The organism is Pedobacter folensis (assembly GCF_056490665.1).
On record NZ_JBWJIF010000002.1, the window covers coordinates 396,961 to 418,616 of the forward strand.

Sequence of the window (21,656 nt, forward strand, 5' to 3'; positions counted from 1 at the left end):
TTAAACGTTCTGACGAATTTTTATACTTTTTGGAACCGTAACATTAAAAAATCTTTTTTTTAGCTTATATCGCTTTATTTTGAGTCTGTTCTAAAATAGTTAAAGTATTGATAATCAATTACTTATTAATATAAACCATTAAAACCGATATATCTGAAGGTGAAACGCCTGAAATTCGTGAAGCCTGACCTAAAGTACGTGGTTTGATCTTAAATAATTTTTCACGCGCTTCTTTTGAAATGGAAACAATTTTATTGTAATCGAAATCTGTTTTAATTTCTTTGTCTTCCATCTTCAACATCTTGGCTACAATCTCATTTTCCTTTTCAAAATAACTTTCATATTTAATTTTGATTTCTGCCTGCTCAATCGTTTCGTTGTTTAAATCTTTTGTAGCTTCAGCAAGAGGTTTGCTTACCTTAATTAAATCGGGTAATCCAACATGAGGTCTTCCAACCAGACTGTGTATTTTTACATTTTGATTTAAAACACTCGATCCTAAACTTTCGAGCATTGGATTGGCATCACTCATTTCGATTCCCTGGTTTCTGGTGAACTTAACTAAAGCATCAGCATTTGCAATTTTCTGATTTACCTTTTCTAAACGCTCGTCAGAAATTAAACCCAATTCATGACCGATAGGAGATAGGCGGATATCGGCATTATCTTGTCTCAATAATAAACGGTGTTCGGCTCTGGAGGTAAACATACGATAAGGTTCTTCCGTTCCTTTAGTCACCAGGTCATCAATTAAAACACCAATATAACTGTCAGATCTTTTCATGATCAGTTCATGTTTATCCGTGATTTTTTGATGTGCATTTATGCCGGCCATGAAACCTTGACAAGCCGCTTCTTCGTATCCTGTAGTTCCGTTAATTTGTCCTGCTAAAAATAAATTGCTGATCAATTTAGTTTCTAATGTTAAAGACAATTGGGTAGGTGGGAAGAAATCGTACTCGATGGCATAACCCGGCCTGAACATTTTTGCCTGCTCAAAACCTGGTATTAATCTCAAGGCTTTAAATTGTACATCTTCCGGAAGTGAAGTTGAAAATCCATTTACATAAATTTCGCAGGTATTCCATCCTTCAGGTTCAACAAAAATCTGGTGTCTGTCACGCTCTGCAAAACGGTTAATTTTATCTTCGATAGATGGGCAGTATCTCGGTCCTAAACCTTTAATTCTTCCGGTAAACATAGGCGATTTTTCGAAACCTTCTTTTAAAGTTTCGTGAACATCCCCATTGGTATAAGTGATCCAGCAACAACGTTGATCGGTTGAAACTTCAGTATCTGTGTAGGAGAATTTACCTGGGTTTTCATCACCCCATTGTTCTTCCATTTTGGTATAATCCAAACTTCTTCCATCCACGCGTGGGGGAGTACCAGTTTTCATTCGGCCCGCTTCCATACCCAATTCCACCAGCTGTTCGGTAATTCCGGTTGAAGCTCTTTCTGCGGTTCTACCACCTCCAAATTTCTTTTCTCCGATGTGCATTACGCCATTTAGAAATGTACCGTTAGTCAAGACTACTGCTGTACTTTCTATCTCTATACCTAAAGAAGTCTTAACGCCGTATACCGTATTATCTTTTACTAATAGGCCTACCACGCTATCCTGCCATATATCAAGATTAGGTGTTCTCTCTAATGCTAAACGCCACTCTTCAGCAAAGCGCATTCTATCAATTTGTGCTCTTGGGCTCCACATTGCAGGACCCTTTGATTTATTGAGCATTCTAAACTGAATAGTCGATTTATCAGAGATAATGCCTGAGTAACCACCCATTGCATCCACCTCGCGAACAATCTGTCCTTTGGCTACACCACCCATGGCAGGGTTACAACTCATCTGGGCAATGGTGCCCATATTCATTGTGATTAATAAAACAGATGACCCTAAATTGGCAGCGGCAGCAGCAGCTTCACAGCCCGCGTGACCAGCACCAACAACAATCAAATCGTATTTTGAAAACATTTTATTTTATATTTCTTTAATTGTTCCACGTGAAACAATTGGTTTTTATTTTAATATTACGAGATGCTGAGTTTATTTTTAGCATCACGATTTGTTGATGTTCCACGTGAAACATAACGCGGAAAACATCTTTGAATTGCGCTTTTGTTATTCTGAAAGTTCAAGCCAACGCATGGTGAATTCGTCGAGCTTGGCCTGAAGCGATTCTATTTCTGCGGAAACTTCTTGAATCTTTACATAGTCGGCCGCATCAATTTTTACAAGGCTTTCGTTAAGCGAAGCTATTTTATTTTCCATTTCTGCGATGCCTTTTTCGCTATCTTCTAATTCTTTTTGTTCTTTGAAACTCAATTTTTTTACTGCTTTCACTGGTGCTTGTTCTACAACAGGAGCAGGGCTTTTCTTGGTTTCAGTTTTAACTTTTGGTTGTTCTAAACTCAAACGATACTCGGAATAATTACCATTGTAAATTTTAACGACGCCTTCACCCTCCATGATAAATAGCTGATCACTCATTTTATCGAGTAGGTATCTGTCGTGTGAAACCAGCATTAAAATGCCTGGGAAATTCTCTAAAAATTCTTCAAGAACATTTAAGGTGTCGATGTCAAGATCGTTGGTGGGCTCATCCAAAATCAAAAAATTTGGATTTTGCATCAAGACCTTCATCAGGTTCAAACGCTTCTTTTCACCACCGCTTAATTTCTCTACCATGCCATGTTGCTTCTTCGGTGGGAAGAGAAATAAGGTTAATAGGGCAGAAGCGGTAATTACTGAGCCGTCGGCCATCTTGATATATTCGGCATCAGACTTTACAATATCAATTACTCTTTCCTTCGGGTCGAAAGTTAAACCACCTTGTTTATAATAGCCAAATACGGTTGTTTCTCCAGTATCAACTTTACCATTGTCCGGTTTCAATTGACTGGTAATAATATTTAATAGCGTAGATTTTCCAGTTCCGTTTTTTCCGGCCAGGCCAATGCGATCACCTTTTTTAAAGGTGTAACTAAAATCATTGATGATCGGACGCCCGTCAAATGCTTTTTGAACATGTTCCAGCTCAATAATCTTCCCGCCTTGACGAGACATCTTCATTTGGAGGTTAATACTCTGATTATCAGTCTTTTTCTTAGTTTTTTCCTCTAAATCGTAAAAAGCATTAATTCTTGCGTTAGATTTCGTCGCTCGGGCTTGTGGCATACGCCTCATCCACTCTAATTCTTTCTTTAATAGCTGTTGGTTCTTGTGTAAAACCGTCGCGTCTAAAGCCTCTCTTTCGCTTTTCTTTTCTAAGAAGTAAGCATAATTTCCATTATAGTTAAATATTTTTCCCCTGTCTAACTCTACAATGGTATTGCAAACATTATCTAAAAAGTACCTATCGTGGGTAACGAGTAAAATTGTTTTTTGTCCGGTAGTTAATAATTTCTCCAGCCATTCAATCGTATCAATATCCAAATGGTTGGTTGGCTCGTCGAGCACCAAAATTTCTGGATCCTCAATTAAGAGTTTAGCCAAAGCCAAACGTTTCTTTTGCCCACCAGATAACGTTGATATTTTCTGCTGAAGATGAGTAATACCCATTCTGTTTAAAATGGTCTTGATCTCATGTTCATATTCCCAGGCGTTATGCTCACTTAATTCCTCATATAAACGGTTAAGTGTTTTCTCATCCGGGTTTGGATCTTCAATTAACTCCTCATATTCCTTAATCAGCTGTTGTTGTTTATTCTCCAGCGAGAATATATGGTCGCTAATAGAAAAACCCTCCGTAAATTGAGGCTCCTGATCGAGGAAACCGATTTTAACAGCTTTATTTTTTACAATTTTACCTTCGAGCGGAGGGAACCTTTCTGCCAATAATTTCAAAAGTGTACTCTTACCTGCACCATTAATTCCAACCAACGCCACGCGCTGACCAGAGTTAATACCCAAGGTTAAATTTTTAAATAGCCATTCGTCATGATAACCATGCCCTAAGCCTTCTGCCGCAATTAGTGTGCTCAATTTTTTTGTATTTCGGATTTATAAAGGAAAATTAGTGCAAAAGTAAGTATAAAATATTTGGAACGGCATAATCAAATTGTAAAGCAATCTGTATCAGGCTAAAAATGGCCTGTTATTGATGATTTTATCTATCTGGAAAGTATGGATTTATATCGCATGCGGTCGTAAGGGGATATAAAAGAAAACAGCGGTCGGACTCGCTCCACCGCTGCTTCAATCATTAACTAAAACTAAACTTTATCTTGTATGATGACTAGAAAACAGGTTTGAAAACTCAACTCTTCATCTTTTTTTATTGTTGCTTTTAATATAAGACTGCAACAGGCCGTAAAAGTTGCAGCGGTTTCTGATGTATTATACCAGTATAGCCTAATAGTCGACGAACGCCCATAACTTTTAGACGAACGCCATAAAAAAAATAGGGAAGGGAGTAATTGTTTTTTATTTTGTATTAGTCACCGTCACCCTGAACTTATTTTAGGGTCTTGATCGTATGAGCAATGCTGACCATGTAGTAGCTACAAGACAATTGAAAATACTACTTCTACTTGTAAAACAAGTTCAGCATAATGATCGTATTAGAAAAAATCGAAAAAAGAGAAATTAAATCAACCCTAATGTGGCACCAAGTAGAAGAAAATAATAATTTAAACTAAGCCAGCCTCAGCTCTGTAACCCAGGTATTCATCTTCTTTTTGAGTCATAAGGGTTTTAGCTACTTTTCCTTTGTCTTTGTAACCCAATAAATGAAGGGTACCATGGATCATAATGCGGCAAACCTCATCAAATTCAAGTGTTTTAAAGGTTTTGGCGTTTTCTTTAACACGCTCAATGCTGATAAAAATATCGCTTACAATCTGTTTTTCTTCTTCAGAATTATCGAAAGTAATGATATCTGTGTAGGTATCGTGGTTTAAATATTGTTGGTTAATGCCCAACAGGTATTCGTCGCTACAGAAGATAAAATTAAGCTCCTGCAATTTAAAACCTTCTTTTTCGATGGTTGCTTTAATCCATTTCTTCACCTTAAGTTTCTGAGGAAGATTATAGCTAACTGATTCTGTGAAAAGGGATATTGCAGGCATATTGTGGTGTTTATGGCTGCAAATTTAAGAAATATTCCGACAGTCGTCATGCTGAACTTGTTTCATCATCTTTTGGACAAAGATCCTGAAATAAATTACCTTCGGTGAGCTCGCTTAAAGCTCGGGTTACTCCGTAAGCTTTCCGCTGCGCTACAGGTCATGGTGATGCAACTCCTTTAACATTATCGAACCATATTCAACGATTTTAAATACTCAGCAATCTTATTTTTATAGTAGTAATTTAAACTTGGCGGCAGTTTCTGCAACATATCGTTGCCGTTTTGTTGTTGTTTTTTATACTGATCGACCATTTTTTGATAAGATGGCGGAAACTCTTTGGCAGCTTTACTTTCACGTTTGGAATCCTCTTCCTGGTCGCGTTCTGCTTTTTCGGCTTCTAGTAGTTTGGTTAATAGTTCTTTCTGTCTGTTTAAGGTTTCCTGCTGTAAACGTTTGTTAACCAGATCGCTCTCGGTTTGTTTCATTTCTTTAATGGCTTCGTTTAGGTTGCCCATTTTACCTGTACCATCTTTATTTTCTTCACGGTTAATTTTTTCTAAAGCCTGACGGATCATTTGCTGCTGCTGAGCCATTTTACCAAACTCCTGGCTCATTTGTCCTTTCCCTACCGTGCCTTGATTGCCGCCCTGTTTTTGCATCTGTTCGCGGGCTTTCTGCATGCTTTTATTCAGTTGATCCTGCAGCTGCGAAAGCTGTTTCATGCCTAGTTTTTGTTTCTTTCCACTGCCGCCTTTACCGTTTTTCTGCATATTTTGCAGCTGACTTAAGGCCTCGCTCAACATCAGGGTTAAATTATTGATAGAAGTCATGGTAAACTGCTGAAAACGGTTGGCTTCGGGAGTTCTTCTATCGCCCAAACTTTCTAAACTTTTATCCAGGTTGAAATTAATCTTGTTCATTTCCTCATTTACCGTCGATTCTATCTGTGGAACCCGTTTGCTTAAACTGTACAAGCTATCGGCAATGGTTTTAAGGTTATCTTTAATGCTACGTTGTTTCTGGACATTACTGGTATAGGATGGATCGGCAGCAGTCATTTTCTTTAAGGCAAGCATAACTTTTTCCTGATCGAAAGAGGTAGTTAACAAGTTTTCCAGTAACTGGCGCAACTCTTTAGCGTTTAAGTTATTTTCCATCTCTTCGCCCTGCTGCTGCATATCGCTCATTTTTTTTGATAATTTCTCCATTTGCTCAGCCGCTTTTTGCTGTTTCTGGCTTGCATTTTTCGAATCCTTTTTATCTAAAGCATCTTTACTGTCTTGTTGTTCTTTTTGTATATCCTGAACATCTTTCTCAGGATTTTCGAAGGGATTTGGCCTTTCAAGCGATTGATTTTTTTCTTCCAGTTTTTTTAAATCGTCTTTCAAATCTTTCATCTCTTTGTTAAGCGCCTCCTGTTTTTGCTTTAACGATTCGTTATCCTGCTTTTTATCTTTGGTTTGCTCAGCAAGTTGCTTTTGTTCTTTAGCCAGTTCATTTAAACGGTCTATATCCGTTTGGAGATTTTGTTCAAATTCTAATTGTTTATAGAGTTCTAAAATCCGGTCGAGTTCGTTTTTGAGGGTTTTATTGTCCAATTGCATCTTCGAAAGTTCGTTTTGCGTTTGGTCTTTATTTTTCTCATTCATCAGGTTTTGCAGCTTCTTCAAAAGTTCTTTTGTTTTCTCATCCAGCACATTATCAAACAGATCCTTAATCTGTTTCTGTTTTTCTAAAAGCTCTTCCGTTTGCTTTTGGTCTTCCTGTTGCTGAATATTTTTATCGTTCTGCTCTTTAATTTCCTTAACGGCCTCATCAAGTTGCTTTTGTTTGTCTAAAAGGGCTTCAATCTGTTTTTTATCTTCGAAAGAAATCTGTTTTTTATCGATCAGGCTTTCGGCCACTTTTTTACTTTCTTTTTCGATGGTATTGGCTAAACGTATGGCCGATTGCATTTTTTGTTTTAATGCCTGGTTACTGGCATTAACCTGTTCGGCGGTTTCTTTTTTGGTGGGTTGTTTAAAGGTTTTAATTTCCGATCGGGTAATTTTTGCGCCATTTACACCATCATTATCGGCTACTTCAAAATAATATTCAATTTCCTGACCCGGCCTGGCTGATGCTGTTTTTAAATCCCAGAAATAGAAAAAGGTATTTTCGGTCGCATTGCTTTTAATGGCAATATTTTTGGTGACCGTACCGACAATGCGGTTATTTTCTTTGATATTGTATTTAAAACTTAAGCGGCTAAAACCGTAATCATCCGTTACTTGTCCGCTAAAATATAAGGCTTTATTACTAACTGAATCGGGCTTTTCTTCTACGATGATCTCCGGAGCCTGATCTTTAACTACCGTAATTTGGTGTGAAAGCGAATCTCTGATGGTAACGTATTGATTTTTAGGGCTAATGCTGTATTTTGAATTGTTCCGGATGGTGGCATTAAAGGCGGATTCATTATCCTCAACTTTTAAAATATTTTCGGTTCCATTTAAAACAAACAGAAGGGAACTGCTTTGTCCGGTTTTAAAATTCCAGGTTACTTTGGTGCCTTCGGGCAGGAGCATATCGCCAACATTGGCAATCAACTCTTGTTTTTTGCCCAGGTAAGCGGGGTAATTTAAAGTTGCGGTTGCATTGAGCAGCTCGGGACGTGGTTTAACGGAAACTGTAAACGCCGCTGAACTAAAGCCGCCACCTTTAAAAACCAGTTTTTTATCGCTCTGTATATTTTTGATGCTGTAATGAAACTTCGTGATGTTCTCTTTTTCAAGTTTATAGGTGTTTTTTCCGTCTTCAACGTAAATTTCGGCAGGGAGTTCGTCGCCGGCCAGTTTTACGTTTAAGGTTAAATCATCGCCTTGTGTAACTGTTAAGCTTTTATTTAAAACCGTAAAGCTGAACGGGGCTTTAGGTGCAATGTACTCATCGTACTTAAAGAAACTGTTCGTACCCTCGCGTAAAATAGTCGGCGCAATAATGGCAATTAGCAGAATGATTGAAAGGGGAACAAAAAGATATTTTAAATATTTCCGGTTATCGTTAATGCTAATGGCCGTGTAAAAGGGGACAGGTTTAAGCTCCAGGATCTTTTGATCGATACTGGCGAGAATAAGGTGGTTGTTTTCAGGGTGATTTTCGGATAAATGATGAAGTTGTAAGGTATTCAATAATTTATCCTTAATATCGGCAAAGTGATTTCCAATGATAACCGATGCTTCGTCGAAGGTAAGGTGTTTGCCCAGTTTGAGCATGGAAAGCAAGGGTTTGATGATTAAAAAGCCAACCAGTAGGATACCAATGAGGAGATAGGCAAAAAATACAAAGGTTTTAAAACCAGCAGTTGGATTGAGGTAATACAGGCTCAGGAAAACCAGGAGATACAACCCTAAAAGTATGGCTGCAGCATAAATACTGCCACGCAAAATTTTATTCAGGTAAAATTTGCGGATAAACTCATCTATCTTCCGTAATAAATCACTGTAGTTATTGCTCACCATATCACCGTAAATGTAAAAATAGTTCTAATCAATTGAAAGAAATCTGATATTAGGATAACGTGTTTATTACAAATTGGTTATCAATTTTAATTATTTGCAGGTTTTTAATCGAAATTCTTATAAAATGATGAAAAAGGTAAAAATAAGACAAACGTTTGATTAGTGATGAGAAGCTATTTTTTTCATTAAAATGCGTGAAAAACTTAACAATGGGTTGATTCTTATTTCATGAAAAAATATCTTTGGCCTATCATCCGCTCCGAATAACTAGTAAAATCACCCTTTATATTTTCTCAGGAATCCCTATTAATGGACTATGTTGTTGATTTAGCGTCGGGTTGCTTACAAACTTTTCAAACAGTTTACCGTTTGTTCAACCAAAAACTTTACGCTTATGTACTGAAAAAAACAGGTTCAGTTTACATGGCCGAAGAGGTGGTGCAGCTTACTTTTATCAAACTTTGGGAAAAGAGAGAAAATCTTTCCATGGAGTATAGCTTATCGGCACAGATTTTCCGCATTGCGGGTACGATCCTTATCGATCAGCTTAGAAAGGAGGCGGTTGGCAAAAAACATTTGACTGTAGTAGAAAATGATTATGCTTTGCGGACAGAAGTTGATCAGCCAGAAGTGCATCATGCATTGGAGCAGGCGATCGAGCAAATGGCACCCGTTAGAAAAAAAGTATTCAAATTAAGTAAGGTAGAGGGTTATTCTTATAAAGAAATTGCAGAAATGCTTTCTATTTCTCCTAAAACGGTCGAAAATCACATATCACAGGCATTAAAACAGCTAAGAGCTGCATTTTCTTCTATTATTTCTTTGGCCATCATCATGTCGGCCATTATTAATAAATAATTATTGCCTTTTTTGGCCACAAAAAGCTGTTTTCAGAAATTATATAAAATAATTTCAGCCCTATAGGGGTAAAGTGCTTTCAAAAACGTAATGTAGTTATGCAAATCAACCAAAAGCTTGTTGAGAAGTTTTTTGCCGGCCAGTGTACTGCCGAGGAAGCCCGCATGGTAAGTAAATTTTTAGCTGATGGAGACAACCGCGAAATTTATTTAAACAGCGAGGAATGGGAGCATTTTGAACCGAAAGAAAAAGTTGATGGCGAAGTATCAGACCGGATTTATGTAAATGTATTAGATCATATCCACGATACTAAAGAAATGAAGAGAAGCCGGTTGCGTTATTTAGCTTATGCCGCCTCAATCGCATTGATTGCTACCATCGGATTGGTGGTTTATAAATTTAACAGTAATCAGGTTTCTACCTCTAATGTTGCTGCTTTAACTAAAGCGAGGGTACCTGCAAGGGTTGCTAAGTTTGTGACCAATACCTCTCAGGTAAAACAGATGCACACGCTTCCGGATGGAACTATTGTTGAACTAGATCCAAACAGTGAGGTGAGTTATTTTCCGTTTGATCAGGGAAAAAGAGATGTGGTTTTAATCGGACAGGCATTATTCAGGGTACATAAAGATAAGACCAAACCTTTTACAGTTTTTGCCAATAACCTGGCTACTACTGCTTTAGGTACAGTTTTTAAAATAACAGCCTTTAAAAAGGGGCTCTACACTAAAGTGAGATTGATTGAAGGAAAGGTGGTGGTTAAGGCTCAACATAAATTGCTGGCAGCAGGTGTTAAAACAGTGTATTTATTACCGGGAAAAGTATTTACGGTGAATATGCAAACCTATGCTGCAAATGTGAAAGAGGTTAATATCCTGCCAGCTAAGAAACTGGAAACTTTAGATCAGAATAAGGCTATTGTTACCGAAAACGCCATTATTTTCGATAACGAATCTCTAGCTGGCGTTTTTGATGCACTTGAAACGAAATTGAACATTAAAATAAAATATTCTGCAGGTCAGTTAAACAAAAAAGTATTTACAGGACAATATGAATTCGGACGCGATGACATTGACTCTTTCTTAAATATGCTTTGTTCGCTCAATAACCTGATACCAGAAAAAACAGAGGTGGGATATAACATAAAGAAGAAGTAAACAAAAACCCTAAACACAACTAGACCAAACTAACTAACTTCATGATTAAAATTTTTACTAAAAGGAACGTTCCAAAACGTGTCTTACTGCTACTGCTTTGCCTTTATCTTGGGCTAAGCGCCTATGCACAAACGCCATCTGTTAAAGGGGTTATTAAAGACGCAAAAGAAACCATTGTAGGTGCAACTGTTATCGCTCAAAATGTACAAACAGGGACTAAAACAACAACCTCATCAGATAAGAACGGCGTATTTAGTTTTCCAAGACTAGCGGCAGGTTCATACAAGTTCACCATCAATTTTATTGGTTACGAAACAAAAACCATTACCGGCCAAGTTAAAGACGGAGGAACTTTCTCGCTTTCTATTGAACTAAGAGAAAGTAATACCTTGCTTGATAAAGAGGTCGTTGTAACAGGTACAGGGATTAATAGGAGAAAAGATAGTTTTACAGGTACAACAGCAGTTTTTTCGGGTGAGGACCTTAAATTGATTGGAAATAACAACATTATTCAAAGTTTAAGAACAGTAGACCCGTCATTTCTGGTGATGGAAAATGTTGCAGCAGGTTCAAATCCGAATGTTTTACCTGTTATTGAGGTTCGTGGTAAAAGCAGTATTCCAAGTACCACATTAAAAGATCAGTTTGGGCAGGATCCCAATCAACCGCTATTTATTTTAGATGGATTTCCAACTACACTTCAAACCATTGTTGATCTTGACATGAACAGGGTAGCTTCTGTTACCATTTTAAAAGATGCAGCATCAACAGCGCTATATGGGGCACAGGCTTCTAATGGTGTAATTGTAATTGAGACTGTTAAGCCTGTTCCCGGCGAATTGAGGTTCAGTTATGTTCAGGATTTCCGGGTAGAATTACCAGATCTTTCTGCTTACAACATGATGAATGCGGCAGAAAAACTGGAATTTGAACGCCTATCAGGCAGATATAGTACTGCAGAGGCAAATCCTACTCAACTTATTTATTTAGACGCACTCTACAATTCGCACCTGGCCAATGTACAAAGGGGAGTAGATAGCTATTGGTTAAGTGAGCCAATACAAACCGGCTATTCTACCAATAATTCAATTAATGCATCTGGGGGTGACAATACTTTTGTTTATAATTTAGGAATGAATTACAGAACGGGTAAAGGTGCAATGAAGGGTTCCGGAAGAGATAGTTACAGTGGTACCATTAACCTTACCTATAGGACTTCAAGATTTAACATCAACAACATTACCTATATAAGGGGAAATTCCAGTAGCGATTCGCCATATGGATCGTTTTCTAACTTCGTTAATGCCAATCCTTATTTTGAAAAGAGCAATGAAAACAGATATTTAGAGGTTTCAAGAACTTCTAATGGAACAGAACTTTATGTAACCAACCCGCTATTCGATGCGACACAACCTCAATACAGCACAAAAAAGGGCTTTGAGGTTCAAAACAATTTGAATTTGAATTATGACTTAAGTAGAACCTTCCGATTGAACGGTGGATTACAAATTACAAAGGGAACTTCGGTTAATAAAGATTACAGGTCGTCTGAAATGTCAGAATTTCTGAATACACCAAATTTAAGAAAAGGTAAATATACCGATTACCGCGCGGAGAATTTTTCTTATCAAGCCAATTTAATGCTTGTTTATCACACGGTAATTGCTGCAAAACACGTAATCAACGCAAACTGGAGAAATACTGTTTCGGAAGAAAATAACAGTAGTTATGGCAGTGTTGCAGAGGGCTTCCCTGCCGGAAATTCAGGAAATCCCCGCTTTGCCTATAGCTATCAATTAGATGAGGCGCCTTCGGCAAGCAACCGTATTTACAGAACTCTAAATTCTACAGTATCCGCCAACTATTCTTATGATAACAGGTACTTAGCGGATGCGGTATATAGATTGGACGGATCAACAGCGTATGGTAGCAATAAACAGTTTTCGCCTTACTACGCCTTTGGTTTAGGTTGGAATATACACAACGAAAGCTTCGCAAAAGGTAGTGCCTGGATAAACTCATTAAGGCTAACAGCAAATATGGGTATAACCGGTAACCAGAATTATGGTAATACAAGTTCTGTTTCAATATATAATTACAATACGAATACCAATTACAATCAATTTGGTCAGGGAGTTACTTTAAGTACATTGGGAAATCCTAACCTAGCCGCTCAGAAAACCCGACAAATCAGCACATCAATCGATTTTGCCTTATTCAATAACCGTTTTACAGGTTATGTTAATGCATACAATAAGAAAACAGATCCATTGGTTGTTCCTGTCGATTTACCATCATCTACCGGTGTCGTTGCTTTTCCCTACAATATTGGGGCACTTACCTATAAGGGTTTGGAAACCAAACTAACTTTCTTTCCGATTTATAACTTGGCTAAACGTTTCACGTGGAGCATAGGTGTAACCGGTTCATCATATAAAAGCAGATATAGTGGTTTCGGCAATACTTTAAACACACTTAATAAGCAACAGGAAAAACAAGAAGGCATCAGTTCATTAATCAGATACAACGATGGAAACAGTGCGGAGGCTATTTGGGCAGTAAGATCACTGGGAATTGACCCTGCAACAGGTAGAGAAATTTTTCTGACAAAAGATGGCCAGTATACCTTCGATTATAATGTAGCAGATATTACAAACGTAGGTAATACTGTATCAATAGTAGAAGGTGTAGTTTCTACCAATTTACGGTATAAAAATTTCAGCCTGGGAGCAAGTTTCAGGTATAAATTAGGTGGCGACATTTACAATTGGGCCTTATTTAACAAAGTTGAAAACATTTCATTTGCCGATGCAGCTTTAAACCAGGATAAAAGGGCACTTTACGACCGCTGGAAAAGTCCTGGAGATGTAGCACAGTTCAAAGGGATTTCACAAACAGCGACTACCCAGCAATCGTCAAGATTTGTTCAGACAGAAAACTCGTTTACCAGCGAGTCGTTAAATTTTGGGTATATGTTTGATGGGGCAAAATGGCTAAAAAGTGCCGGATTGACCAACCTGAGCCTCAACTTACAAACCAACGATCTTTTCTACCTATCAACGGTAAGGAGAGAAAGGGGAACAGATTATCCTTACGCCAGAACATTGGCCTTTTCACTTAAAGCCTCATTTTAATCTTCAGATATGAAAACGAATTATTTCAAACTAATAGTATGTTCTCTTGCCGTGGTGATTACACTTGGAGCCTGTAAGAAATTTTTGCAGGTGCAGCCAGAGGATAAAGTAATGGAAACGCAACTTTTTTCTACCAAGAAGGGTATTGAATCTGTTCTGAACGGAATCTACATATCGTTGGCCGGTAGTAATTTATATGGCGCAAACCTAACACTAAATACCACAGAAGTACTAGCACAACGTTACAACATCCCATCTACCCATAATCTGACTAAAATAGCCAATTATGCTTATACAGATGTACCAGCTACTACCAAATTAGAAGCCGCCTGGGTTGATGCTTATGCAGGTATCCTTAACGTAAACAGCTTTATAGAGAACCTGGAAAAGTATAAAGGTGTTGTCGATCAAAATACCGAATCGATATACAAGGGAGAAGCCTTAGCTATAAGGGCTTACCTGCACTTTGATTTACTGCGTTTATTCGGTCCTCGGTATAGCACTGTCGATTCTACCAAACAGAGTTTGCCTTATTATGATGCGACAAAAATCTCGATCAATCCATTATTGCCAGCAAACGAATTTATGAACAAGGTTATAATTGATTTAAAGAAGGCAGAAGAGTTGCTCAAAGGTGATGTGGTTATTACATCCGGAGTCAACTTAGTGGCAAATACCCAAACGGCCGATTTCTTAAAAAACAATAGAAACTATCGCCTTAATTATTATGCGGTAAAAGGCCTGCAGGCTAGGGTATTTTTATACAGGGGAGATAAGATTTCTGCATTGGCAGCGGCCAAATCAGTAATTGAAAAGGCTAGCTTTTTTCCGTGGACAACAGTAACCAATGCGCTTTCTGAAAAAATAAACCCTGACCGGATATTTTCTACGGAAATGATATTTGGCGCTTTGAATACACAACTGTACAACACCTACACTTCTATTTTTGATCCATCCAATACAGATCCAAATATTTTAGCGCCACTTCCTGCAAGGCTTACAGCTGTATTCGAAAATAATGAGAATGATTATCGGTATAATTTAAACTGGCAGGCACCCTCAAACGGGCTTAAACCATACAAAACATTTTTAAAATATGCTGATGTGGTCGATAAGAATAAACTATTCCGGTTTACAATTCCCCTCATCAAAATCAGCGAATTATATTATATCGCTGCAGAGTCAGAACCAAATGCTGCAGACGGGATTAATAACTATTTAAATGTTGTTCGATTTAACCGAGGACTTACCAACCTAGCCACCACGGTAAATATTAATACAGAATTACAGAAAGAATACCAGAAGGAGTTTTACGGCGAAGGTCAGCTTTTTTATTACTACAAGCGCCGTAATGTTACCTCAATTCCAAACGGCGCAAGTACATCCAATATTACTGTAAACTATGCCATTCCGCTGCCGCTATCTGAATCTCAATATCGTTAACATGACTTTATAAATATGAAAAGAAATATCATACCAATCATAGCAATTGCTATTACTATGATTATGCTTTCTTGTGAAAAGCCACTCAATACCTACGATTCTAAAGACGCAATATATTTTAATGATGCCGCCAGATTACCGCTGTTTTCAGGGGAGGTAATTAAAGATTCAACAGTTGTTTCTTTCAGTCTGGCTAAATCGCAAGATTCAGTATTGAATATGGTAATCAGCACTACCGGTGCAAAATCTTCAAAAGATAGACCATACCAATTAAGTGTTAATGCTTCTTCTACTGCTAAAGAAGGGCTGCACTTTGAAATTTTGAATAAATCTTTTTCCATTAAAAAAGACCAGTTAAAGGATACCGTAAAGATAAAATTTTTGAGAAAAACGGATATGCAAACGAACACATTCTTATTGAGCTTCGATTTGCTGGATAACGAGAATTTTGTAACGGCGATGAATAACAAGGTTACCAATCAAACCACAGGAAAAAAAATATCATATGTTAATTACAGGTGGTATGTAAACGATATTATTAAACGGCCAGCTAGATGGTTGGATACTTACATGGGTACGTTTACCCGGAAAAAGTTATTTCTTATGGTATCGATACTCGATGTGGACCCTGCCTATTTAGATACCTCTGTATCCATTGCAGAAATGGTTGCTTATGCAAAATATATGCAAAGGTATCTTAATGATCAAAAATTGCTGGGTAATATCATTCTGGAAGATGATGGAAGTATAATGATAATGGGTCCATCTGTTCAATAATAATTTTAGAAGGAAATAAAATGAAACTTAAACAATACAATTGCCTTTTTATTGTGCTATTAATCATGACTATGGGTGCTTGTAAAAAAGACCTGGGAAATTATGATTACAATGAGATTAATAAATTAGAAACCATTACTGATTTACCCAGCGAAGTTGTGGCCACTTATGGCAAATCGATTTCTATTAAGCCGGTTACTAAGTTTAGCCTTGATCCAAACTTTGATGAATCTAAATATACTTATGAATGGAGTTATATCGGGCCAAATGGTTTAGGCGGAACCAAACTCTTTATTTTAGATCAAAATCGCAACTTAGAGCAGGTAATGCGTGTCGTAGCGGGTTCTTACCAAGCATATTATGCCATAACAGATAAGGCCAGTGGCGTTAAATACAAAGTTGGTTTTATATTAAAAGTTGTTAATGAAATTAATGAGGGCTGGATGTTAATGTGCGATGTGAACAACCAGGCCAGGGTTGATATGCTATCGCTTAACACAACAGGAAGTTTCGACGTAATTAACGATTTACTAGCCAGTACCGGATCAGAACTTAAACTTTCTGGAAAACCTGTTATGGTTTACAATTACAATACCGGGCTCTTAATCGGACCAGATAAAATAAGCTTCGGGATATACCTGGGAACAGATCAGTTTACAACTAAGGTGGAGCCCAATACGTTTAAATGGACACCAACGATGAACCTAACTTACGAAATGTTTGGCAGTACAACCGCTGGTTTTTATGCTGATGTAATTCAACAAAGAGGAAGCAGCACAGCATACATGATCGGAAAAGAGGGAGCATACTATTATGAGCGAGTTCAAAATATTTACTTTTCTTCTCCAATTAGCTACATCGCAGCTGAACAGAAAGAATTTAAAGTGGCACCATTTATTGGCGGAGACAAAAATACTTCAGCTACTGCACATGCCATTTTTTATGATAAAACAAACCGACGTTTTGTAAAACATACGGGATCGAATTCTACCTGTACTACTTTACCTGACCCAGACATACCCCAAAGAAAATTCAGTTTCAGTACCGGAATGGATTTATTGTATATGGCCTGGGTACCTTACAATGGTGGCGAAGTTTTTAGTGTTTTAAAAGATCCAAATTCGACTAAAAGATACTTGGCCAGGTTTAACAGTGCCTCGCTTGTACAAAGCTATTATGATGAGATTACGGCTACCAATTTTGCCAACGCAGAGTTTTATGCAGTGAGCCCCGCGTTAGGATATATTCTTTACAGTATTGGAGGTAAAGTTTACGAGTACGATATGTCTTTGAAAACAACAAAACAAGTTGTTGATTTAGGCAACAAGAAGATCTCACTTATCCAGTTTTACGATTTTAAGAATACGACCAAATATAAAGATACCAATAATTTGATGGTTGCTTTTTACAATCCGGCATTGCCGGAGGGTTCCAACGGAAGCATTAATACCTACGTAGTACCACCGGTTATGGGCGATTTAGTTTTGGCTAAAAGTTTTTCTGGCTTCGGAAAAGTGAAAAGCCTTACTTACAGAGAACGTTAATCAAAATTCTTCAACATACAAATTAAACCAATGAAAATTAAAACATTATTGAGTGCACTTTTGTGCATCACTACACTTACTGCAATGGCACAGGCGCCAGTTGAAGTAAAAGGTCTTTTAAAAAAGAAAAGATCATCAGCCGTTAAACTGTTTAAGGTAAAATACGGAAAGAGCATAGAAATTGCGAATGCTAGCCCGAGTGCAAATGGCCAGTTTGGCTTTTTGTTCTATCCCGAGTATGAAGGTTTATATGTAATCGGCACAGGAAATGAAGGAAGCCCGAACGATAACTATAAATTCTATTTCAAGGGTGGTGAGCAGTTATCCGTAAGTCTATTGGATTCGAGCTATGTGCTAACGGGTAAATTAAACTCTAAAGAAAACACAGTACTTACCCAATGGCACGATCTTACTTTCCCGCTTGAGCAGAAAGCCATCAACTTTATGAAAGTGCAAAGTACTTTTGTCGATTATTTTCCTGAGCAAGAAGAAATTGTAGCGAAGAGCAAAACTTTCTTAAACGGAAAAAGCACAGGTAATGCAAAATTTGATAAACAGATTAAAGATATCATGGCTTTAGATCTGGCTAGCTATGCAACTAACTTTTTAAATACACCGCGTTCAGCACATCCTTCGGTTGAAGAGTACAGCAATTTTTACAGCAGTTTAAAAGCAGTAGATTTTGCAAAAACAACCGACAAGGTGTACAATTACCCATGGGGTTACCGCACCCTTTCAGGCATCATCAGTGTAAATATGCGTCAGGATGGCAAAGCCTATAAAAGAGGGGTAGAGGGCGTGGATATTTTTGCTTCTTATCTTCCAAATGATACTTTAAAGGGTGATTTGGCTTTAGAAAATGCTGCCAGTTATAAAACAATAGGTGATTATCAAACCTTAATGGCAAAATATGATAAATACGTGATTACCAAAGCACAAAAAGAGCGAAGCAGCAACATAATGAACCCTTTGTTAACCTATAAACCAGGTACCGATGCTTACGAATTTTCTTATGCAGATAACAATGGTAAAATGCATAGCATGAAAGATTTTAAAGGAAAAGTGGTGTTGGTTGATACCTGGGCAACCTGGTGCGGACCCTGCAAGGCTGAAATTCCATTTCTAAAGAAGTTAGAAGAGGAGATGAAAGGGACAGATGTACAGATTATCAGTTTATCTACTGATGCAGAAAAGGATAAAGAAAAGTGGCTTAAAATGATCAAAGATGAAAATTTAGGCGGCTTACAGCTTTTTGCCGGCGGACCAGCTAATGAGTTTTCTAAATATTATAAAATTAATACCATTCCCCGTTTTTTGGTTTTCGATAAACAGGGCAAAATTGTAACCGTTGATTCACCACGCCCTTCTCAGCCAGAGTTAAAAGCATTATTGCAAAAAACTTTGGCCAATTAGGTCATTGCTTTGCCGCTATATCGGCGGCAAAGCTTTTTACATTTTCTAACTTCTATGATAACAATAAAAAAACTATTGCTGGCTACGCTTTTGCTCTTTTTTTTACCCAAAGCCTATTGCCAGAATGATAGTATACAAATTAGCGGGCAGCTTAAAGGCCTGGGAAATAAATCGGTTTGGATTTCTTTTGCTGATGATGCTGGTGTATCGAGAAGTTACAGAGCAAATGCCATTAACGATATTTTTTCTTTAAAGGTGCCCCGCTTGCAAAGGCCGGCTATCGCACGGTTTGACGTTTCGATATTAAGGGGAGTAAACGCTACAAGCAAGGACAAAACCGTTTCGAATCCATCGCCCGTACTCGATCTGTTTGTTTTTGATAAAGGGATTAAAATAACTGGCGATGCCTTATTAGTTCAGTTTGCTAAAGTAAGTGGAGATGAAGAAAACAATGTGTTTGACAACTATAAACAGCTGGTAAAAAAGGAAGAAATGCGTAATTATGAAATTATGCAGTTGCTTTTTAATGGAGAAAAAAACACTAATGCGGCGCAATCAAAGGCACTTAGTACTGAGGCTACCGCAATTAACAGAAAGTTGGTTAACGTAAAGCGCGACTTTGTTAAAAACCATCCGGACGCCTTTGCTTCTGTATTTTTATTAACCCGAATGCAAAACCTGTATACCGCTGGCGATTTTATTTCCACGTGGAACAGTTTATCATCCAAATATAAAAACCATCCTATTGCAGAGAGAATCAAGACATACATCAAAAAAATAAGTACTACACCTGAAGGATCGGATGCCATTGGTTTTCAGAAAACCGATAATCACGGTAAAATCATCAATTTGGCTGATTTTAAGGGAAAGACTGTACTGCTCGATTTTTGGGGCAGCTGGTGCGGGCCTTGCCGGGCCAGTAATCCACATCTAAAGGCATTATATGCAAAATATCAATCTAAAGGTTTTGAAATTATAGCCATTGCGCAGGAGCAGAAAAAGAATCTTGAAGAAGCAAGAGGGCTTTGGCTTAAAGCCATCGCAGAGGATGCATTACCTTACATCAATGTACTTAATAATGAGGATATGGATAAGCAGAATCTGGTAAAAGACTATAACATTATGGCTTTTCCAACCAAGATCCTGCTCAGCAGCGAGGGTAAAATAATACTCCGTATTACCTCGAGTGCTACTGATGATATTGACCTGGCCCTCGAAAAAATTTATGGATTTTAAATCCACCTACTCAGATAAAATGAAAATTAAAGCAATACTGTTTTTGGGCGTCTTGGTATCAGCGCTAAACGTGCAGGCACAAAATGCGAAAACGATAATCGAAAGCATGAACAAAATGTTCGCTCAAAAATCTATCGATCCCATAATGGAAAACTTAAGTCGCAATTTTTCTATTGCCGCTTACTCCAGACCATCGACCGATAGAATGTTAAAAGCGATATTGGAACGTTACGCCTGCGATTCGCTTCAATTGAAAAACGAGGTAAAACAGAACGGAAATGTTCAGCTTACCGTGATACCGTTTAACAAAGGAAAAGCAGGTAAAGAAAGTTCCATTTATACCGATGCGCAGTATAAAATCCTTTACACTGATATTTTCGATCAACTCTATGGTATGAACCGGTATAAAAAATCGGTATTGGTTGCTAAAATCCCTTTCGAAGTGTACAATGGCGCTATCATCTTAACGGTTAAGGTAAACAATAACCAAAGACCATTAAAATTGCTTTTCGATACCGGCGCTGATGGAATGGCCATTACCAAAGCCCTTGCCGATTCTGTGGGCATAAAAGCTAGCCGACAGCAGAACACCTCCGTTGTAGGGGGCAATATGCAGATATCGGTTTCAGAAGGAAATACCATTCAGCTCGATACTTTTAAGCTAAAAAACCAAAGTTTTGCCATTTTCCCCGAAATGCACAAAGGAACTGACGGGATTATTGGAAACAGCATTGCCAAAAACTACATCACCAAGGTAGATTTTGATAAAAAAGAACTTTCGCTCTACAATTTCGGCGATTATGAATATCAGGATCAAGGAACTTCTGTGCCGGTTACCGTGCCTGCCGGGTTGTTTATTATCCCCGGCGAGGTTAGTGTAATGCCCGGACAAGCTCATAGCGGTGAATTTGTTTTCGATACCGGTGCATCTTACAACCTGATTTGTTTCAGGCCATTTGTTAAAAAGAATAAACTATTGGTAAGTGGTTTTAAACCCGAATATAATGGTACCACAACCAGTATGGGTATCAGCACACCGACCTACAGTGGCCGGGCAGCATCGTTTTCTTTTTCAAATATGCCTAAGCTAACCGATTTTCCGGTTACCCTGATGGCAGGCGGAGGGCAAAGCGAAAACTGGAATCCGGGTTTTGATGGATCAATTGGCATCAGGACCATTGGGCGTTACAACTTCACCATTAACCTGCAGAAAAAGGAAATCCATTTTGTGCCTAACCATACCATTAACTTTCCAAACGATTTTGTTTTGGGCGCCTATTTATTCGGCTTCGATCAGGATGGAAAATTAAAGCTGTTAAGTGTAGTTGCTCCGGTAGAAAGCGAAACGATAAAAGCAGGACAGATAATTGAAAGTATTGACGGCATTGCAGCGCCAGTTTTGCTTAAAGACAGCAAGAAAATGCTTTCGGTTTTGGCCGCTCCCTCAGGTAAAATCTTCAAAATGGTCTATACCGTCAATAGAGTGAAACAAAATATTTCAATAACTAAAAAATAGAT

General features: G+C 37.9%; 13 protein-coding genes. 9 read left to right on the forward strand and 4 right to left on the reverse strand.

The annotated features are described in order from the left end of the window. Positions 1–118: 118 nt before the first annotated feature. The 4 genes from mnmG to AC04QZ_RS10345 form a co-directional block, all read right to left on the reverse strand. Positions 119–1,981, reverse strand: coding sequence for a tRNA uridine-5-carboxymethylaminomethyl(34) synthesis enzyme MnmG (gene mnmG / locus AC04QZ_RS10330; RefSeq protein ID WP_478357701.1), 1,863 nt, complete (start codon positions 1,979–1,981; stop codon positions 119–121). Positions 1,982–2,128: 147 nt separating this feature from the next. Continuing rightward, positions 2,129–3,991 (reverse strand): ABC-F family ATP-binding cassette domain-containing protein, encoded by a 1,863-nt coding sequence (locus AC04QZ_RS10335; RefSeq protein ID WP_478357702.1) that lies wholly within the window; start codon positions 3,989–3,991, stop codon positions 2,129–2,131. Between the two features lie 647 nt (positions 3,992–4,638). After that, complete coding sequence (gene ybeY, locus AC04QZ_RS10340; protein ID WP_478357703.1) at positions 4,639–5,076, reverse strand: rRNA maturation RNase YbeY; 438 nt, start codon at positions 5,074–5,076, stop codon at positions 4,639–4,641. A gap of 182 nt (positions 5,077–5,258) precedes the next feature. Continuing rightward, positions 5,259–8,576, reverse strand: a complete 3,318-nt coding sequence (locus AC04QZ_RS10345; RefSeq protein ID WP_478357704.1) for a DUF4175 family protein — start codon at positions 8,574–8,576, stop codon at positions 5,259–5,261. A 309-nt stretch (positions 8,577–8,885) separates the two neighbouring features. Here AC04QZ_RS10345 and AC04QZ_RS10350 point away from each other — a divergent pair, with 309 nt between their 5' ends. The 9 genes from AC04QZ_RS10350 to AC04QZ_RS10390 all read left to right on the forward strand — a co-directional run bounded on the left by AC04QZ_RS10350 (position 8,886) and on the right by AC04QZ_RS10390 (position 21,654). Then, complete coding sequence (locus AC04QZ_RS10350; RefSeq protein WP_478357705.1) at positions 8,886–9,434, forward strand: sigma-70 family RNA polymerase sigma factor; 549 nt, start codon at positions 8,886–8,888, stop codon at positions 9,432–9,434. A 98-nt stretch (positions 9,435–9,532) separates the two neighbouring features. Continuing rightward, positions 9,533–10,591: a FecR family protein gene (locus tag AC04QZ_RS10355; protein WP_478357706.1), complete on the forward strand. Its 1,059-nt coding sequence runs from the start codon at positions 9,533–9,535 to the stop codon at positions 10,589–10,591. Between the two features lie 41 nt (positions 10,592–10,632). Beyond that, entirely contained in the window at positions 10,633–13,725 is a 3,093-nt protein-coding gene (locus tag AC04QZ_RS10360; protein ID WP_478357707.1) for a SusC/RagA family TonB-linked outer membrane protein, read from the forward strand. 9 nt (positions 13,726–13,734) lie between these two features. Next, on the forward strand, positions 13,735–15,168 hold the full coding sequence (locus AC04QZ_RS10365; protein ID WP_478357708.1) for a RagB/SusD family nutrient uptake outer membrane protein: 1,434 nt from the start codon (positions 13,735–13,737) through the stop codon (positions 15,166–15,168). A gap of 15 nt (positions 15,169–15,183) precedes the next feature. Next, positions 15,184–15,945, forward strand: a complete 762-nt coding sequence (locus tag AC04QZ_RS10370; protein WP_478357709.1) for a DUF4843 domain-containing protein — start codon at positions 15,184–15,186, stop codon at positions 15,943–15,945. Positions 15,946–15,965: 20 nt separating this feature from the next. Next, positions 15,966–17,489 (forward strand): PKD-like family lipoprotein, encoded by a 1,524-nt coding sequence (locus tag AC04QZ_RS10375; protein WP_478357710.1) that lies wholly within the window; start codon positions 15,966–15,968, stop codon positions 17,487–17,489. Positions 17,490–17,519: 30 nt separating this feature from the next. Next, complete coding sequence (locus tag AC04QZ_RS10380) at positions 17,520–18,902, forward strand: TlpA family protein disulfide reductase (protein ID WP_478357711.1); 1,383 nt, start codon at positions 17,520–17,522, stop codon at positions 18,900–18,902. Between the two features lie 54 nt (positions 18,903–18,956). Continuing rightward, positions 18,957–20,138, forward strand: a complete 1,182-nt coding sequence (locus tag AC04QZ_RS10385) for a TlpA family protein disulfide reductase (RefSeq protein WP_478357712.1) — start codon at positions 18,957–18,959, stop codon at positions 20,136–20,138. After that, on the forward strand, positions 20,128–21,654 hold the full coding sequence (locus tag AC04QZ_RS10390; RefSeq protein WP_478357713.1) for a retropepsin-like aspartic protease: 1,527 nt from the start codon (positions 20,128–20,130) through the stop codon (positions 21,652–21,654). Before AC04QZ_RS10385 ends, AC04QZ_RS10390 begins: the two co-directional genes overlap by 11 nt. Positions 21,655–21,656: the final 2 nt, after the last annotated feature.

Coding starts and splice junctions, on each gene's coding strand:
- mnmG (WP_478357701.1), bottom strand. CDS start 1,981: ATGTTTTCAAAATACGATTTGATTGTTGTTGGTGCTGGTCACGCGGGC.
- AC04QZ_RS10345 (WP_478357704.1), bottom strand. CDS start 8,576: ATGGTGAGCAATAACTACAGTGATTTATTACGGAAGATAGATGAGTTT.
- AC04QZ_RS10350 (WP_478357705.1), top strand. CDS start 8,886: ATGGACTATGTTGTTGATTTAGCGTCGGGTTGCTTACAAACTTTTCAA.
- AC04QZ_RS10375 (WP_478357710.1), top strand. CDS start 15,966: ATGAAACTTAAACAATACAATTGCCTTTTTATTGTGCTATTAATCATG.
- AC04QZ_RS10390 (WP_478357713.1), top strand. CDS start 20,128: ATGGATTTTAAATCCACCTACTCAGATAAAATGAAAATTAAAGCAATA.
- ybeY (WP_478357703.1), bottom strand. CDS start 5,076: ATGCCTGCAATATCCCTTTTCACAGAATCAGTTAGCTATAATCTTCCT.
- AC04QZ_RS10355 (WP_478357706.1), top strand. CDS start 9,533: ATGCAAATCAACCAAAAGCTTGTTGAGAAGTTTTTTGCCGGCCAGTGT.
- AC04QZ_RS10360 (WP_478357707.1), top strand. CDS start 10,633: ATGATTAAAATTTTTACTAAAAGGAACGTTCCAAAACGTGTCTTACTG.
- AC04QZ_RS10365 (WP_478357708.1), top strand. CDS start 13,735: ATGAAAACGAATTATTTCAAACTAATAGTATGTTCTCTTGCCGTGGTG.
- AC04QZ_RS10370 (WP_478357709.1), top strand. CDS start 15,184: ATGAAAAGAAATATCATACCAATCATAGCAATTGCTATTACTATGATT.
- AC04QZ_RS10385 (WP_478357712.1), top strand. CDS start 18,957: ATGATAACAATAAAAAAACTATTGCTGGCTACGCTTTTGCTCTTTTTT.
- AC04QZ_RS10380 (WP_478357711.1), top strand. CDS start 17,520: ATGAAAATTAAAACATTATTGAGTGCACTTTTGTGCATCACTACACTT.